Origin of the sequence: Clostridium massiliamazoniense (genome assembly GCF_001403635.1) — a bacterium.
In the GTDB taxonomy this organism is placed as follows: Bacteria; Bacillota; Clostridia; order Clostridiales; family Clostridiaceae; genus Sarcina; species Sarcina massiliamazoniense.
In genome coordinates this window covers 1,292,958-1,309,778 of sequence record NZ_LN879468.1, presented here as the reverse complement: position 1 = coordinate 1,309,778, position 16,821 = coordinate 1,292,958, and the positions used below count along the sequence as shown (strand labels likewise).

Annotated in this window: 17 protein-coding genes; 16 read left to right on the top strand and 1 reads right to left on the bottom strand. The window is 28.4% G+C overall.

Features of this window, described 5'->3' with window-relative positions; all coding sequences use genetic code 11:
• The first annotated feature begins 126 nt into the window (after positions 1–126).
• The 8 genes from ARA19_RS13030 (at position 127) to ARA19_RS12995 (ending at position 6,461) form a co-directional block, all read left to right on the top strand.
• Positions 127–1,113: a hypothetical protein gene (locus ARA19_RS13030; RefSeq protein WP_055071403.1), complete on the top strand. Its 987-nt coding sequence runs from the start codon at positions 127–129 to the stop codon at positions 1,111–1,113.
• Between the two features lie 75 nt (positions 1,114–1,188).
• The gene (locus ARA19_RS13025) at positions 1,189–1,950 is read left to right on the top strand and encodes a PHP domain-containing protein (protein ID WP_055071402.1); all 762 of its coding nucleotides are present in this window, start codon (positions 1,189–1,191) and stop codon (positions 1,948–1,950) included.
• 138 nt (positions 1,951–2,088) lie between these two features.
• On the top strand, positions 2,089–3,276 hold the full coding sequence (locus tag ARA19_RS13020; protein WP_055071401.1) for an L-lactate MFS transporter: 1,188 nt from the start codon (positions 2,089–2,091) through the stop codon (positions 3,274–3,276).
• Positions 3,277–3,337: 61 nt separating this feature from the next.
• Positions 3,338–3,628 carry a Dabb family protein gene (locus tag ARA19_RS13015; protein WP_055071400.1) on the top strand — a complete coding sequence of 97 codons (291 nt, stop codon included), beginning with the start codon at positions 3,338–3,340 and terminating at the stop codon, positions 3,626–3,628.
• Positions 3,629–3,704: 76 nt separating this feature from the next.
• On the top strand, positions 3,705–3,992 hold the full coding sequence (locus ARA19_RS13010) for a DUF503 domain-containing protein (protein ID WP_055071399.1): 288 nt from the start codon (positions 3,705–3,707) through the stop codon (positions 3,990–3,992).
• Positions 3,993–4,062: 70 nt separating this feature from the next.
• The gene (locus ARA19_RS13005; RefSeq protein ID WP_055071398.1) at positions 4,063–4,449 is read left to right on the top strand and encodes a hypothetical protein; all 387 of its coding nucleotides are present in this window, start codon (positions 4,063–4,065) and stop codon (positions 4,447–4,449) included.
• 107 nt (positions 4,450–4,556) lie between these two features.
• Entirely contained in the window at positions 4,557–5,318 is a 762-nt protein-coding gene (locus ARA19_RS13000) for a hypothetical protein (protein ID WP_055071397.1), read from the top strand.
• Positions 5,319–5,567: 249 nt separating this feature from the next.
• On the top strand, positions 5,568–6,461 hold the full coding sequence (locus ARA19_RS12995) for a chemotaxis protein (protein ID WP_055071396.1): 894 nt from the start codon (positions 5,568–5,570) through the stop codon (positions 6,459–6,461).
• Positions 6,462–6,491: 30 nt separating this feature from the next.
• Here the strand turns inward: ARA19_RS12995 and ARA19_RS12990 are convergent, their stop codons facing one another.
• Entirely contained in the window at positions 6,492–7,829 is a 1,338-nt protein-coding gene (locus ARA19_RS12990) for a peptidoglycan bridge formation glycyltransferase FemA/FemB family protein (RefSeq protein ID WP_055071395.1), read from the bottom strand.
• A 571-nt stretch (positions 7,830–8,400) separates the two neighbouring features.
• On the opposite strand from ARA19_RS12990, the gene kdpF reads away from it, so the two are divergent.
• The 8 genes from kdpF to ARA19_RS12955 all read left to right on the top strand — a co-directional run bounded on the left by kdpF (position 8,401) and on the right by ARA19_RS12955 (position 16,752).
• Positions 8,401–8,478, top strand: a complete 78-nt coding sequence (gene kdpF / locus ARA19_RS18325) for a K(+)-transporting ATPase subunit F (RefSeq protein WP_084764578.1) — start codon at positions 8,401–8,403, stop codon at positions 8,476–8,478.
• Between the two features lie 27 nt (positions 8,479–8,505).
• The gene (kdpA, locus tag ARA19_RS12985; protein WP_341382808.1) at positions 8,506–10,182 is read left to right on the top strand and encodes a potassium-transporting ATPase subunit KdpA; all 1,677 of its coding nucleotides are present in this window, start codon (positions 8,506–8,508) and stop codon (positions 10,180–10,182) included.
• An 18-nt stretch (positions 10,183–10,200) separates the two neighbouring features.
• Positions 10,201–12,261, top strand: a complete 2,061-nt coding sequence (gene kdpB / locus ARA19_RS12980; protein WP_055071394.1) for a potassium-transporting ATPase subunit KdpB — start codon at positions 10,201–10,203, stop codon at positions 12,259–12,261.
• A gap of 13 nt (positions 12,262–12,274) precedes the next feature.
• Positions 12,275–12,865: a potassium-transporting ATPase subunit C gene (locus ARA19_RS12975; protein ID WP_055071393.1), complete on the top strand. Its 591-nt coding sequence runs from the start codon at positions 12,275–12,277 to the stop codon at positions 12,863–12,865.
• A 157-nt stretch (positions 12,866–13,022) separates the two neighbouring features.
• On the top strand, positions 13,023–14,177 hold the full coding sequence (locus tag ARA19_RS12970; protein ID WP_055071392.1) for a universal stress protein: 1,155 nt from the start codon (positions 13,023–13,025) through the stop codon (positions 14,175–14,177).
• Between the two features lie 164 nt (positions 14,178–14,341).
• Positions 14,342–14,845, top strand: coding sequence for a PaaI family thioesterase (locus tag ARA19_RS12965; protein WP_055071391.1), 504 nt, complete (start codon positions 14,342–14,344; stop codon positions 14,843–14,845).
• Positions 14,846–14,878: 33 nt separating this feature from the next.
• Positions 14,879–15,916 (top strand): M42 family metallopeptidase, encoded by a 1,038-nt coding sequence (locus ARA19_RS12960; RefSeq protein ID WP_055071390.1) that lies wholly within the window; start codon positions 14,879–14,881, stop codon positions 15,914–15,916.
• Between the two features lie 170 nt (positions 15,917–16,086).
• A complete protein-coding gene (locus ARA19_RS12955; protein ID WP_055071389.1) occupies positions 16,087–16,752 on the top strand; it encodes a haloacid dehalogenase type II in 666 nt (221 codons plus the stop codon).
• Positions 16,753–16,821 lie beyond the last annotated feature (69 nt).

Genomic DNA, 16,821 nt, shown 5'->3' with positions numbered 1-16,821 from the left:
AAGTAAATATAAGAAAAGTAGGGATGTATTAATTAATTTTGATACATCCTTGTTACTTTTTTATAATATTTTGCCGGTTTTTCTACCTATTAATGCTATGTTAATATATATTGGAGGAGTGATTTAATGAAGTTAATGTCAGGTATAGTAATAGGTATAGTTATTGGAATAGCTATAATTATATTTTCCTACATGTATATAGGGGGAATTACCAGTGGAGGTGCTAGTGTTTTAGGAAAAGCAGAACCTATAAATCCAGTTGCTTCAAGTAGTCAGAATACTCAAAGTAATCAAAAGGCTACAAGCAATGGAAGTAATGTAAGTGGAAGCACATCTACTAATAATATTTCAGAAAATAATAATACTACTAATAGTAGTGTTACTAGCAATAAAAATAGTGTTGAGAGTGAGGAAGATCCAACAAATAATATTCAGTTAACAAATGGTATTGTATCAAGTAGTAATAGTAATTCAGCTAATTTTGATGCCTTATTAAAGGGTCCATACATAAATGGAATTATTGGAGGAAATAGCCCAGTTTTAATTAGTCTTAATCATCCAACTATAAACAATGGGGTTATGACTTTGCAAGAGTATTACCCAATGGTTCCGTCAGAAGTATTTCAATTAGAGGTTGTTAGTCCTAAGCCAGACCAATTTGTAATGTATGAGTATTATAAAGGAAAGCATACAGGGACATATAATGTTATTCTTAATGGAAGAACACTTTCAGGAACTTTTATTAATGAAACAGATAAAGTTGTAAGTCAAGTTACATTAAATATATATGGTTCAGTAGGAAATTATATAGGAAGTACACCTTTTATGAAAGGAAATATAGGAACTACACCTGTAGTAATTTGTACTGGAAATTTAAATAATATGACAGAATTTTATCCTAGTGATATAAAATCTGTTTTTAAAGTAGCTCAAAATTATAACAGCGAAAATCAAGGAAATGGAAATATTGTTTTAGATGAATCATATAATGGGACATTAACAGGAATTTATAATGGAAAGTTCAATAGTACTGGAGGATTAACTGGAATTTACACTAAAGTTTCTAATGATGAAAAAATACCATTTACCTTATATCCATCTTATTCTAATTAGTTTCTTTTTAAATCAGTAACCTTAGTTAGGATTTTAGAATATTATATGAATAGATAATTTTAAGGTGTGATGTATATGAACATAGATTTTCATACACATGGTCTTGTTAGTAAAAGAGTTGACTTTGATAGAGAACTTTTTCTTCAAGGAATAGAATTTGCTAAGGAAGTAGGTTTAGATGCCATATTACTATCAGAACATTTTAATGCAAAGGGCTTCAATGAAATTTATAGGTTTTTAAGGAACAATTTTGATTATGTTGGAGACTGTTATGTTGTAAATGGTGTATTTGTATTTCCTGCCTTAGAAGTAAATATAGAAGGAAAAGGTCATGTTATCCTCTCAGGAAATCGGGATAATATAGAATTAGTTCATAATTCCTTAGAACCATATTTTCATAAAGAAAGTTTTATAAACATAAAAGAATTATTAGATTTAGCTGATAGCTATAATTTGCTGAAAATAGGAGCACACCCATTTAGGCGAGGACAAAAGCTTTATATGCAAAATAAAGAGCAATTAAAAAGATTAGATTTTGTTGATTTAAACGCAAAGGATATATATAAAAGAGGTCTTATGGCTGTAAGAGAGGAACTTCAAATATTTTCGAATGAAATTGCTGCTAAAATTATAACAGGTAGTGATAGTCATTACCCAGTTCAACTTGGTTCCATTTATACAAATTTAAATAAAAAGTGTGAAACTATTAAAGAGATAAAAGAAGTAGTTGAGAAAGAACAATACACTATAGAAATGAGTAAATCTTTTATTTTAAGAATTAAGGCAGCAAAGTATTCTAAGAGAAGTTATATAAAACAATTAAATAAATATAATTAAAATCTCCAATTTAAATTGAAGGTTTTTTTATAAGTTTTTATAGAATTTAGAGAGAGGTTTAACACTATTTGAATTAAGTTTCACTTTATTGGAAATACTACGCTTAAGAAAAAAACTTAAGAGGAGGGTAATTTTGGTATGTACAATAGAATAGATAGTGGAAATAGATGGATGATTATTATAGGAACTATGCTTGCACAATTAGGACTTGGAACACTATATACATGGAGTTTATTTAATACTCCTTTAGCAAATTCACATGGATGGACTTTGGAAAATGTTGTTTTAAGTTTCTCAATAACAAGTTTTTCTTTAGCTATTGGAACGCTATTTGCAGGAAAATTACAAGATATATTTGGAATAAAATTAGTTGTAGCTGTCTGTGGAATAATATTAGGCTTAGGATTATTTTCAGCACCAAGAGTAAATTCACTTTGGGAACTTTATATTTCAGCAGGAGTTATTGTTGGGCTTGTGAACGGTATAGGTTATATAATGACTTTATCAAATTGCATAAAATGGTTTCCTGATAAAAAGGGAATGATTTCAGGGATTTCTATAGGGTGTTATGGGCTTGGAAGCTTAATTTTCAAGTATGTGAACTCAGCTCTTTTAAGAAATTATGGAGTAAGAGATGCATTTATGTATTGGGGAATAATTGCATTTTTACTTGTTTTCATAGGTGCATTATTTTTAAAGGATGCTCCTATAACTAGTTCAATGCAAAGAAGTAATACAGGAAAGGAATATAGATGGTATGAACTTTTCAAAAGTCCACAAGCATACTTATTATTTATAGCCTTTTTTGCTTCATGTTTAAGTGGGTTATATTTAATAGGAACTGCAAAAAATATAGGAGTTTTATTTGCTAAATTAGATCCTATTATGGCAGGGAATGCAGTTGCTATAGTAGCAATATTTAATACTTTAGGAAGATGGATACTGGGAAGTATTTCAGATAAAATACAACGAACTAAGGTGTCAGCTTTTGCATTCTTTTTAATTATTATAGGTGTTGCAATACTTTTATTTGTGCCTTTGGATATAAATATGTTCACTATAGCAATAGCTTGTATAGCCTTTGCCTTTGGAGGTAATTTAACTGTATTTCCAGCTGTAGTTGGTGAATACTTTGGTCTTGAAAATCATAGTAAAAACTATAGTGTTATATATCAAGGGTTTGGTATAGGAGGACTTTTAGGTGGAGTAATTGCACAGATAATGGGAGGTTTTAAACCAACATTTTGGGTTATGCTTTTCGTAGCAGCTATTGCATTTTTGATAATGATATTTATAAAGGCTCCAAATGATAGAGCTATAAGGTGAAACTAGAAATAAAAAGCTATAGACATTATAATGTAATTAAAAAACAATTGAGGTGGATATAGTGATTAAACATATAGTAATGTGGAAGTTAAAAGAAGAAAATAAAGAAAATAATGCTATGAAAATAAAAAATGATTTAGAAGCTTTAAAAGATAAAATAGCAGAAGTAAAAGTCATAGAAGTGGGAATAAATTTTAATGAATCAGAAGCTGCTTATGATGTTGTATTATATTCAGAATTTGAAAGTAAAGAAGATTTAGATATCTATCAAAATAATAAGGATCATAAAGAAGTAGGTGTATTTGTTAGAGCATGTACAACAGATAGAAAAGTAGTTGATTACACAGTATAGTTTAGAAAAAGGGAGGTATCAAAAATGAGATATCTCCTTTTTGTTAATTTTCATCAATAAAAGGAGTGGAAAAGCAATGAAAATATTAGTGATGGAAATAAAAATCAGAGTAAGTTTTGTTAATTCTTTAAAAGAAAAAAGAATGATTTTAAGAAGCATTAGGGAAAAGGTAAAAAATAAATTTAATGTTTCAATTAGTGAAGTTGATTCACAGGATAATCATAAGTTAATAACCTTTGGTATAAGTTCTGTATCATCAGAGAAGGATTTATTAAATAATTTAAAGGAAAAAATAATTGATTATATAGAAGGAAACTTTGAGGGTGAAATTATAGGAATATACGAGGAAATAGAAAATTATTAGATTTTGAATAGTAAAATAATAAATTGGGGATTTTAAATATATATATAGGAAATAAAGGAGTTGTGGAGTTATGGATTATGTAAAGAATCCCTATTTATTAGTTATGCCAGAAGGAAAAGCTTTTTCTGTTCCAGACATAGAGTATGTTAGAGCTTATGTAGTTGATTATTATGATAAAAAATCAAAAGCCTTTAGTTCTAAAGAGGAATTTTCCTATTATGATATAAATGATGATGAAGTAAGAGATGAAATGTTAATAACCATAGGAAATAATGATGGAAGACCTATTTTATATGATATGAAGGATTTTCTTGAAAAACTTAGGGAATCAGAGGTATTTCAAGATGATTTTGATGAAATTTTATCTATAATGCAAAAGAAACATTTACTAGATATAAAGAAATATGAATTAGAAAATGTATTAGTTAATAGTAAAGTAGTAGAGTTTGACTATTAAGGCAGTAAAAATAATGAATTAACATATATTTTAAAAACTATTTAATCATGTTATAATGTAATCTATAACTTGAAATTTATAATCAAAGTTAAGGATGTGACAGTTTCATGGAGGCAAATAGACGAGAGAGATCTATTGAAGATTTACTAAAACATAGTTTTACTTTAGCAGGGAAAAATGCTTGGGGAATAACTCAATTATTAGTAGTAATGTACATAATACAGGTATTAATAATTATTGGTGTTAGTAAATTAGGTGCTTATTACCTTGGAAAAGGTGTAAATGCAGCTTCAATAATCGTTGTTATAGGTTCAGTATTTATTGCATTTTTAATACAAAGTTTAAGTACTGGAGCTATATTAAAGTTAGTTGATGAAAAGCAAAAGGGAAATAAATTTAATTTATGGAAATGTATAAAGTACATGATTAGAAAGTTTCCACAATTATTTGGAGCTATGATACTTATGGGAATTATATCTACTTTAACAGGATTTATAGCAACTTTAATTTACACATTTTTAGGCTATTATATTTCAACATCAGGAATAGTATTTTCTATTTTCTTTGGTGTTTTGCTAACAATAGTAGATGTAGTTTTACTTTCATTTATAATACCTTTAATAGTAAAAAAAGATATGAACTTCATAAAAGCCTTTATTGTAGGAGTAAAGTTAGCCTTCACTAATGGTGGAGATGTAATAATGAAGTTAATTGCATTTATGATATTAACAGGTTTTATAATGGGAATTAGTGGATTATTAGGACTTATACCTTATGCAGGATATTTCATAGCATTAATTCTTAGTGAAGTAGCATTAATAATATTTGAAATAGGTCAATTAGTTATAGTTAAAGATTATAATATATAGGTCAATGAAAGTATTGTTAAAAGAGTGAATTGAAATCAAATTTCTCAGTGAAACTTTAAATATTTAAGCTCGAGAATAAAAAGGTCTGTATCTAATTTTTTAGATACAGGCCTTTTTTATAATATTTTTAATAATCCCCTTTTTCATTAAATTTATTAGATATTATTACGATTAATAATATATAGGAAAAATAGAATCTAAGTAATATGATAAGTGAAATTAAATTTAATTTTTAGAAGAGGTGAAGGGATGACAGATAATATATTATTAGAATCAGGCACTGGAGAGTTAGAAATATTAGAGTTTATTGTTGGTAATAAACATTATGGTATAAATATAATAAAGGTTAAGGAAGTTATAGACTGTGATAATTTAACAATATTACCTAATTCACATGAGCACATAGCAGGTCTTATTCTTTGTAGAGAAGAAATCATAACTTTAGTTGATTTAATAAAGGTTTTAGAAGGAAAAGAAGAATGTAGAAATATATTTAAAACTATAATTTGTGAATTTAATAAATTAAAAATTGCCTTTAATATTGATGATGTAGTAGGGGTTAGTAGAATTAGATGGGATGAAATCATAAAGCCAAGTGAGTTGTCAACTGATACATTAGTAGTTGGTAATATAGTAAAAAAGGATAAAATAATACTATTACTAGATTTTGAAAAAATAGTAACTGATATAAATCCAGAGGTTGGAATTAGTGAAAAGAGAATATACAACATTGATTATAGAGAAAGAGGAGATATAAAGGTAGCTATAGTTGATGATTCTTTATTAATAAGAGAATTATTAAAGGAAACCTTAACAAAGGCTGGTTTTAAAAATTTAATATCATTTAATAATGGAAAAGAAGCATTAAATTATTTAGAAAATTTAGCACATAAAAAAGGTGAAAGGTTTATAGAGGATATACAACTATTAATAACGGACATAGAGATGCCACAAATGGATGGTCATACATTAACAAGAAAAATAAAAGAACATAGAATATTAAAGAGATTACCAGTAACTATATTTTCTTCTCTTATAACTAATGATTTATTACATAAAGGTGAGGATGTTGGAGCTGATGCACAATTTAGTAAACCAGAGGTTGAAAATCTTATAGGATGGATTGATAAATTATATATGTAGAAAATAAAAAAAGAGCCTAGGCTCTTTTTTTTATTGTTTCTTATTCATTAAAGAATTTCTCATTTCCTTGAATTTAGGGAATGCTTTTTTGTATAAGCTGTAGCTCATTGAACTATTTACAAGGTCAAATGAACCTACAAACTCAACGAAGTCACCATTAAATCCTTTTTTGAATTTATATAAACCATAAAGTGGGTTTTCTGGATTTAAGTCTCCTGAAACACCTCTAAAGTCATAAACACTTGATCCTAAATCTACAGAATCTTCTATCATAGCCCATTGCATAGCAAAGTTAGGCATTGCATCTCTTAGGATATTTTCAGAAGCTCCATATAGGTACCAAGCTTTATTTCCATAGTAAAGGTAAATTGATCCTGAAAGATAGATTTCTTGATCTTTAAATTCTTGAATAGAATCTATTTTCTTTCTAAATCCTTCAATTTGTCTATCATTTTCAGAAACTCTTTTTTCTTGGTCTGCAATTTTCTTTTCTATTCTTGATTTCTTATCAGCATCTTCTTCTTCAGCTAATTTAGCTTTTTGAGTTTCTATTTTAGCTAAAGCTCTAGCTTTTTCATCTTCTTGTTTCTTTAGTTTTTCACTAAGTCTTTCGAAATCATTTTTATAACTATATTTAACCATATATAATCTACAGTAAGGATAAAGATATTCAATCATGTCAGCGAAGTATTCTTTATGTCTAACTATAAAGTTGTCTCTTTTTCCAGTTGTAACCATTATTTCATGGAATCTTGAAAGAACTTCATCTGTTATATTATCCTTATCATAAGCTTCAACAACTAGACCTCTTTCTTCAGCAACTTTTATATTATATCTAGTTTTGCTACTGAATGATTTGAATACTTCTTTTTTTATTGTTGCCTTATCGCCCTCAGTAGGTAAATCCATTCTAAATACAAAGTTAGGTTGTATTCCTTCAAAGTTTTTACTATCTGAGTTTTTATAACCTAAGCTTTTTAAGTAATCTTTAATTTCTTGAGCTTTAGGAATAAGTTCTTCGTTTTCTCTTAAGTGTACATCTGGGTCAAGAGTAATAAAACCTATCTTATTCTTCTTAGCAAATCCTTTTAAATAGTCAGTAAATTCTCTAAGTAATTCTTTGTTTTCAAAATCACACACGAATCCTCTAGGTATGTAACCCATTTTTATTCCGATATAAGGTAATTTTCTAAGGTGAACAGTTGCTGTTAAAACAATGTTGTCATTTTTATCAAAGCCAGCTAAAAATATGGCATTCCAATCCTTTTTAAGTTTAGCCCAATAAGAAGTTTGAAGAATATGTCCTTTTTCTATAGACATATTAAACTTATCAACTTCAGAGGCATTTATTTCTTTAAATTTATACAAAGTACTTTCCTCCTTAATTTGGCAAGTAATTATACTTAAAAATACCTACCCTGTTAAAAGCATAACTATATTTTAATATGAAATACCACTATATTCAAGGGCAATATATAGCTATGAAACAATAGTAATATAACGGAAAAAACATTAGGTTATGCACAAAAATTATTTTTAAACTTATTAGTATATTATAGTCACTTTATATAAGAAATAAAATAGAAAAAGAAAAACAAGATTAATTTTAATAAAAATTATTATTTAGAGATATTGGCAATCTATCGCTTGTAGAGAAGAGAGAGAAGTAAGAAAAATAGTTATGAATTAAAATTTTATGTAAATTTATATAAATATCAAATAAATGGATTAAAAAAATAATAAATGTCTCAAATATATTGAAATTATTTCAAACTATTCAATTGAAGCTATAAAAAAAAGTGGATAGTATCAAAAAATGAAATTAGTTAAATTTGCTATTAATTTTTCAGAGAGTATAATAAGTGACAGATTGAAAATAAAATAAAGTTGGAACTTTACATTTATTTCAATTAAGAGAAAATTCTTGGAGGAATGACAGATGATTCTTTTAGGTATTATTGTTCTATTAATATTTGGATATTTGTTTTATGCATTATTCAATCCGGAGAAATTTTAGACTGAAAGGGAGGGACAAAAATTGACTGTGTTAAGCATTATCATATTTTTTATTATATTTATAATCTTAATAGCTATTATGGGAATGTATATAGAAGGTATCATAAACTATAGAGATTATAAAACTAGTAAATTCTTTGATAAAATAGATAATTTTATATATAAAATTTGTAGCATAGATAGAGAAGAGATGTCCTTTAAAAGTTATGTAATAGCTCTTCTAATGACAAATTTAATTTTATTTATCATAGGATTTATAATATTACTAATTCAAGGGCTTATTCCTATATGGAATGGAACAGCAGCGAAAGGAATGTCCGTTAGTTTGGCTTTTAATACAGCTGTTTCATTTATAACTAATACAGATTTACAACATTATAGCGGTGTTACGCAAATATCTAATTTTAGTCAAATGTTTGTAATAATAACCCTTATGTTTACTTCAGCAGCATCAGGCTGTGCCATAGCAGCAGGTTTTATTAGAACTGTAGCTGGAAAGAAAAAAAGTCTAGGAAATTTCTATGTTGATTTCACAAGATTTTTAACAAGAGTATTACTTCCGGGTGCATTTATCATAGGAATTATATTAATTGCTTGTGGAGTTCCTGAAACTCTTAAAAGTTTAGTACACTTTAAGACCATAACTGGTTCAGTTCAAACTTTAGCATTAGGACCAGTAGCAGCTTTAGAAGCAATTAAACATTTTGGAACAAATGGTGGAGGATTCTACGCGGCTAACTCAGCAACTCCTTTTGCCAATCCAAGTTTAATTTCAAACTATATAGAAATGTTTTCTATGATGATTCTTCCAGGTTCTTTTGTAGTAGCCTTTGGAAGAACTATAAAGAATAAAAAACAATCAGCAATAATAATAGGAGCATTACTTATTTTAATAGTAATATCTTTTACAGTTATATATCTATCAGAAGCAAAAGGAAATCCAATGTTACAAAAATTAGGATTATCAAGTGCTTATAGTGGTTCAGAAGGACAAGAGTTAAGATTTGGTGTATTTGGAACCTCATTATTCTCAACCATTACAACAAGTTTTACCACAGGAAGCGTGAACTCAGCTTTAAATGCAATGAATCCGATGGCTTTATTTTCTTGTTTAGGAAATATGATGTTAAACACATTATTTGGAGGAACTGGAACAGGGTTCTTAAGTATAATAATGTATGTTTTATTAACTGTATTCATATGTGGACTTATGGTTGGTAGAACACCAGAATTCTTAGGAAAGAAAGTAGAAGCAAAAGAAATAAAATTAATTGCCTTAACAATACTTATACATCCAATATTAATTTTATTTAGCACAGTATTTACTTTACTTAGTGGAATTGCAGAGCATAGTTTAGTTCTTCATGGATTCCACGGATATAGTCAAGTTCTTTATGAATTTACTAGTGCAAGTGCAAATAATGGTTCATTAATGGGTGGATACCTTAATGGTTCAGCTTATTGGAACATACTAACTGCAATAATAATGCTAATAGGAAGATATGTACCTATAATATTATTATTAGCTGTAGGTGTATCTTTAGCTAAGAAAAAAGCAGTACCTCAAACAGTTGGAACATTTAGAACAGATAACTTAATATTTGGTTTTATGTTCTTATGCATAATTATGATTATTGGTGCATTAACTTTCGTACCAGCATTAGCTATCGGACCAGTAAGTGAGTTTCTGAAATTTTTACCATAGAGAGGTGGGCTGATTAATATGAGCGATAAAAATAAATTTTTAAGTAACGATATTTTAAAAAATGCTTTTAAGGATTCATTTAAAAAATTAGACCCTAGAAATATGGTTAAAAATCCAATAATGTTTATTGTTGAAATAGGGTTTGTTATGGTTTTATTATTGGGATTTTTCCCAAACTTATTTGGAGGAGATAATAGTACAACTACTGATGCTAGAATTTATAATTTTATAGTTGCTTTTATATTATTTATAACAATTCTTTTTGCTAACTTTGCAGAAGCAATAGCAGAAGGAAGAGGGAAAGCTCAAGCAAGTACTTTAAAACAAACTAAGCAAAATACAAAAGCAAAATTACTAGATGCTAATGGAGAAGTAAAAATAGTAAATGCTGATGAGCTTAATAAAGGTGACATAATTTTAGTAGAAGCTGGAGACTTAATACCAACAGATGGTGAAGTTATAGAAGGTATAGCATCCATAGATGAAAGTGCTATAACTGGTGAATCAGCTCCTGTAGTTAAAGAGTCAGGAGGAGACTTTGCTTCTGTAACTGGTGGTACAAAGGTTGTTTCAGACTGGGTTAAAGTTGAAATAACAGTTGCTCCTGGGGAATCTTTCTTAGATAAGATGATTAACCTTGTTGAAGGTGCAGAAAGAAAGAAAACTCCAAATGAAGTTGCCCTTGGAACTTTACTTCTATCTTTAACAATAATATTCCTAGTAGTAATAGTTACCTTATATCCTTTAAGTAATTACATGAATGTAAAAATACCATTATCTTCATTAATAGCTTTACTTGTATGTTTAATACCAACTACTATAGGTGGTTTATTATCAGCTATAGGTATAGCTGGTATGGATAGAGTTACAAGATTTAATATGATTGCCATGTCTGGTAAGGCTGTTGAATCTTGTGGTGATGTAGATACAATGATTTTAGATAAAACAGGTACTATAACTTTTGGGAATAGACTTGCAGCAGATTTTGTTCCTGTAGAAGGAGTTACAAAGGAAGAGTTAATAAAAAGTGCATTACTAACTTCACTTTTAGATACAACTCCAGAGGGAAAATCAGTAGTTACTTTAGCAGAAGAATTAGGAATTACAGATAGTATAGAAAATTATCCAGATAGTGAGTTCGAGGAATTCCAAGCTCAAACAAAAATGAGTGGAATGAACTTAAAAGATGGTACTAGAGTAAGAAAAGGAGCTAGTGGAGCAGTAAAAGCTTTTGTTGAAAGTTTAGGAGGAGTAATTCCACCAGATATTGATGATAAAGTAAGTGAGATTTCAAAACTTGGAGGTACTCCATTAACAGTATGTGTTGAAAATAAAATTTATGGAGTAATCTATTTAAAAGATACTGTAAAACCAGGTCTTGTAGAAAGATTCCAAAGACTTAGAGAAATGGGTATTAAAACTATAATGTGTACAGGGGATAACCCTTTAACAGCAGAAACTATAGCAAAAGAAGCTGGTGTTGATGATTTCGTAGCTGAATGTAAGCCAGAGGATAAAATTGCTGTTATAAAAAGAGAGCAAGCAGAAGGTAAAATTGTTGCTATGACAGGAGACGGTACTAATGATGCTCCAGCCTTAGCTCAAGCTGATGTAGGAATAGCAATGAATACTGGTACAACTTCAGCTAAAGAAGCAGCTAATATGGTTGACTTAGATTCAGACCCAACTAAGATATTAGAAGTTGTTGAAATAGGTAAACAACTATTAATTACAAGAGGAGCCTTAACAACTTTTAGTATAGCAAATGATATAGCAAAATACTTTGCTGTAATACCTGCAATCTTTATTTTAGCTATGCCTCAAATGAAAGTTCTTAATATAATGCATTTACATTCACCTGAATCAGCTATATTATCAGCATTAATATTTAATGCAATAATAATTCCTATTTTAGTTCCAGTAGCAATGAAAGGTGTAAAATACAGACCTATGAAAGCAGAAATGCTTCTTCTTAGAAATGTTGTTATATTTGGATTTGGTGGAGTTATAACACCATTTATAGGAATAAAAATAATAGATATGCTTATAACACCATTATGTAGGATGTTAGGAATGTAAGGAGGAAAAATAAATGAAACATTTAAAAATAAGCATAAAGCTAGCAATATTTTTTGTTATAGTTTGTGGTCTTATATATCCTCTTTGCCTAACAGGAGTAGGACAAGCAGCTATGCACAATAAAGCTAATGGTAGTTTAATATATGTAAATGATAAAGTCGTTGGATCAGCTTTAGTGGGTCAAGAATTTAATAATCCTAAATTCTTTACAGGAAGACCATCAACTATAAATTATGATTGTAGTCATAATGAAAATGGAGAAGTACCTTCAACAGGAGATGTTACTTATGGTCCTAATTCACAAGCTTTAAAAACAAGTGTAAATAAAGCTGTTAATAAGTTCCTTAAGGAAAATCCAACTGTTAAGAGAGAAGACTTACCAGCAGATTTATTTACAGAATCAGCTTCAGGATTAGATCCAGATATTTCATTAAAAGCAGCTCAAATACAAGTAGATAGAGTTGCAGAAAATACAGGTATAAGTAAGGAAGAACTTAATAAATTTATAATGGATAGTAAAGAAAATTTATCACCAAATGGAACTGTCTTAATAAATGTATTAGACCTTAACTTAAATGTAGCCAAAGCTTTAAAATTAATATAGTACTAGATAGGGATGTATCATAAATAATAGATATATCCCTCTTTGGCTTTTTAGCAAACTATGTAGTAAGGTAAATACTAAAGAATATATTTATAGGGATAATGTAAGTTTAGAGATTGATTAAATACAGTCTCTTTATTTTTTAGGAGGGATAAATATGGAAAGAATAACACCAGAAGAAGCATTAAAAAGATGCAAAAAGGAAGAAGAAGAGGAAGAAAAAATTAAAAGAAAGATTGGCAAGGGAGATTTAAAAATTTTTGTTGGATATTCCCCTGGAGTTGGAAAAACTTATAGTATGTTAAATGAAGGAAATGATAGGCTTAAAAATGGAGAAAATATAATTATTGGTTATGTTGAAGACCATGGCAGAAAAGAAACTCAAAAACAAATAAAAAATTTAAAAATAGTGCCTAGAAAGAAAATAAATTATAAAAATATTATTTTAGAGGAAATGGACGTAGAAGAAATATTAAGATTAAAGCCTAAAACAGTTATTGTTGATGAATTAGCACATACTAATGTACCGGGTTCTAAAAATAAAAAGAGATGGGAAGATGTTAAAGAACTAATAGATAGTGGAATTAATGTATTAACGACAGTTAATATCCAACATATAGAAAGCTTAAATAATATTATAGAAGAAATAACAGGGGTTAAGGTTAGGGAAACAGTACCAGATAAGGTGTTTCAAGAAGCAGATGAGCTTATGGTAATAGATTTACCACCAGAAGGGCTTATAAATAGATTAAAAAGTGGAAAAGTATATAAAAATGAGAATATAGAACGCTCCCTTGCAAACTTTTTTACAAAAGGAAATCTTACAGCTTTAAGAGAATTATCTTTAAGAGAAACAGCTAATGAAGTAGATATAAATCTTATGGACCATAAGGAAAAAGCTGAAGTTAATGATAATGTTAAAATAAATGAAAAGGTGTTAGTTTGCATAAGTTCAAATCCTAAAAGTGCAAAGTTAATAAGACATGGAGCAAGAACTGCAAGAAGATATAAATGTAAACTTTATGTTTTAATAGTTGATTGTACAAATCCATTAGCTAAAAAAGAAACTGATATATTAAGTCTTGAAGATAATAAAAAATTAGCTTTAAGTTTAGGGGCTGAAATCGTAGAGATAAAAAGTCGTTCAGTATCAAAAGCTATAGTGGATTTTTCTAAGGAAGCAAATATAACACAAATAATTTTAGGACATAGTAGAAGAACTAAGCTTCAAACTATGGTAAGAGGTTCAACTATAAATAAGGTTTTAGAAGAGGCAGATAATATTGAAATAAGAGTAATTCCATATATTTAAAATATATAAAATTGAGGTAGAGTTAAGACTCTGCCTCAATTAAGTTTCAGTTTACTAGCCTTGGTGAAATATATAATATTAGGCTTAGGTTCGTGATATAATAATTATTAGATGTTAAATATGTTAATTAAGTTTTAATTAATTGTGTAGAGGTGGAGTTTTTTATGAAATATAAGGTAACTAAGAAGCAAAATGTAGGGAAAAAATGCATAGTATGTGGAGTAGAAAATGACTTTGGTTTAAAAACTGATTTTTATGAGTTAGAAAATGGTGAAGTTGTTGCTTTTGCTAGAGCTTTAGAAGAGCATCAAAGTTATCCAGGTAGAGCACATGGAGGAATTTCAGCAGCTCTTTTAGATGAAACTATTGGTAGAGCCATAGGAACTTTAGAACCAGAAATGTGGGGTGTTACTATAGAGCTTCAAACAAAATATAGAAAACCAGTACCACTTGGTGAAAAATTTAAAATAGTAGGAAGAATAACTAAAAACACTAGAAGAGCCTTTGAAGGAACAGGAGAAATAATATTAGAAAATGGTGATGTTGCAGTAACAGCTTTTGGAAGATATATGAAGATGCCAGTAGAAAAAATATCAGAGGGTATTTTAGAAGATGATGAGTGGATTACAAACTACAGAGATGATGATCCAGAAGAAATAGAATTATAATTCTATTTTTCTAGTTAATAAACGGAGGTTTTTATGAATTTTACAGTTAATAAAGAATTTATTTTAGATAAAGCTAAGGAATTATTAGAATTTCATAGTCCAACAGGTTTTTGTTTTGAAATTATGGAACTAATTGAAGGCTATGCTAAGGACTTTGGTTATAGCTTTGAAAGAACTAATAAAGGAAATGGAATTATCACTATAGAAGGAAAAAGTGATGAAAGAGTTATTGGTCTAGCTGCCCATGTTGATACTTTAGGGGCTATGGTTAGATCAATAACAAGTGATGGAACTTTAAAATTCACATTACTTGGAGGGCCTATTCCAGCTACTATGGATAGTGAATATTGTATCATTAGAACAAGAGATGGAAGAAAATACACTGGAACATTCTTAAGTACAAGTCCAGCTGTCCATGTATATAGTGATGCAAGAGAGAAAAAAAGAGATCCAGACAATATGGAAGTAAGAATTGATGAAGTTGTTAAGAATAAAGAAGATGTTGAAGCTTTAGGAATTAGACCAGGAGATTTTATATTCTTAGACCCTAAAACTACTATTACAGAAAGTGGATTCATCAAATCAAGATTTATTGATGATAAAGGTAGTGTAGCTGCTTTAATGGGACTTTTAGAATTATTTAATAGAGAAAAAATAGTTCCAAAGTATAAAACGAAAATAATTATTTCAACTTATGAAGAGGTTGGACATGGTTCAGCATATATTCCAAAAGATATTACAGAATTAATAGCTGTAGATATGGGATGTATAGGAGAAGATTTAAGTTGTACAGAGTATGATGTAAGTATTTGCGCTAAAGATTCAGGTGGACCTTATGACTATAATATAGTAACAGAACTTGTGAATTTAAGTGAAAGTAATAAGTTAGACTATGCTGTTGATATATATCCTTTCTATGGTTCAGATGCAGGGGCTGCACTTAGAGGTGGAAATGATATAAGAACAGCTTTAATAGGACCGGGAGTTCATGCTTCTCATGGTATGGAAAGAACTCATTATAAAGGTATAGAAAATACAGTTAAATTACTAACTTTATATTTAGCAAATTAAACATTTAATTTTAAAGTATCCAGTAGTGAGCAATTTAAGGGGTTCTTTACTGGATTTATTTGAAATGTAACGAAGAACTGTAAATTTAATTTCTTCTATTTAGGAAATTATTAAAAAGCAAATAATAAATATGATTATTATCTTAAATAAAATACTAAGGATGTGGAAGTATGGAAAATATTAAAGTATGTGTATTTGATGCATATGGAACATTATTTAATTTTAATTCAGCAGTTGAAAAATTTAAAGATGAATTTGGAGATAGTTATGATGATTTTTCAAAACTTTGGAGAAGTAAACAATTAGAATATAGTTTTTTAAGAGAGATAATGGGAACTTATAAGGAGTTTTTTGAGGTTACAAAAGATGCATTAGAATATGCTATGGAAGCTTTTAATATAAAAAATCCAGCTTTAAAAGATAAATTAATGAATGCATATTTAAGATTAGACACATATGAAGAAGTTAAAAATTTCTTAGATTTACTAGAAGAGAAAGATATAAAAAAAGTCATTTTATCTAATGGATCAAAAGAAATGTTAAAAGCTGCAGTAGAGTCATCTGGAATAAATGAAAAAATTGATGAAGCTATTTCAGTTGAAGAAGTTAGAAAGTTTAAACCTAATAAGAATGTATATGAAATAATAATTTCAAAATATAAGGTTTCTAAAAAGGAAGTATTATTTTTCTCATCTAATGGTTGGGATATTGCTGGTGCTAGTAATTATGGATTTAATACTATATGGATAAATAGAGGGAAAATGCCTGTAGAGAAACTTGATAGTACTCCAGATTTTATAGTTAATTCATTGGAAGAAAGTTTAAGTAAATTTTAGAGGGGAATAGTTTAAATTAATCTATTTTCATGTAATCAATAAAAAAATGAATGAATATTGTTAAAATAG

What these genes read in the sequence shown, in the direction of transcription:
- ARA19_RS12995 (WP_055071396.1), top strand. Translation starts at nt 5,568, where the DNA reads ATGACAGATAATATATTATTAGAATCAGGCACTGGAGAGTTAGAAATA.
- ARA19_RS12955 (WP_055071389.1), top strand. Translation starts at nt 16,087, where the DNA reads ATGGAAAATATTAAAGTATGTGTATTTGATGCATATGGAACATTATTT.
- ARA19_RS13005 (WP_055071398.1), top strand. Translation starts at nt 4,063, where the DNA reads ATGGATTATGTAAAGAATCCCTATTTATTAGTTATGCCAGAAGGAAAA.
- ARA19_RS12975 (WP_055071393.1), top strand. Translation starts at nt 12,275, where the DNA reads ATGAAACATTTAAAAATAAGCATAAAGCTAGCAATATTTTTTGTTATA.
- ARA19_RS13000 (WP_055071397.1), top strand. Translation starts at nt 4,557, where the DNA reads ATGGAGGCAAATAGACGAGAGAGATCTATTGAAGATTTACTAAAACAT.
- ARA19_RS13010 (WP_055071399.1), top strand. Translation starts at nt 3,705, where the DNA reads ATGAAAATATTAGTGATGGAAATAAAAATCAGAGTAAGTTTTGTTAAT.
- kdpB (WP_055071394.1), top strand. Translation starts at nt 10,201, where the DNA reads ATGAGCGATAAAAATAAATTTTTAAGTAACGATATTTTAAAAAATGCT.
- ARA19_RS12965 (WP_055071391.1), top strand. Translation starts at nt 14,342, where the DNA reads ATGAAATATAAGGTAACTAAGAAGCAAAATGTAGGGAAAAAATGCATA.
- ARA19_RS13020 (WP_055071401.1), top strand. Translation starts at nt 2,089, where the DNA reads ATGTACAATAGAATAGATAGTGGAAATAGATGGATGATTATTATAGGA.
- ARA19_RS12970 (WP_055071392.1), top strand. Translation starts at nt 13,023, where the DNA reads ATGGAAAGAATAACACCAGAAGAAGCATTAAAAAGATGCAAAAAGGAA.
- ARA19_RS12960 (WP_055071390.1), top strand. Translation starts at nt 14,879, where the DNA reads ATGAATTTTACAGTTAATAAAGAATTTATTTTAGATAAAGCTAAGGAA.
- ARA19_RS13030 (WP_055071403.1), top strand. Translation starts at nt 127, where the DNA reads ATGAAGTTAATGTCAGGTATAGTAATAGGTATAGTTATTGGAATAGCT.
- kdpF (WP_084764578.1), top strand. Translation starts at nt 8,401, where the DNA reads ATGATTCTTTTAGGTATTATTGTTCTATTAATATTTGGATATTTGTTT.
- ARA19_RS13025 (WP_055071402.1), top strand. Translation starts at nt 1,189, where the DNA reads ATGAACATAGATTTTCATACACATGGTCTTGTTAGTAAAAGAGTTGAC.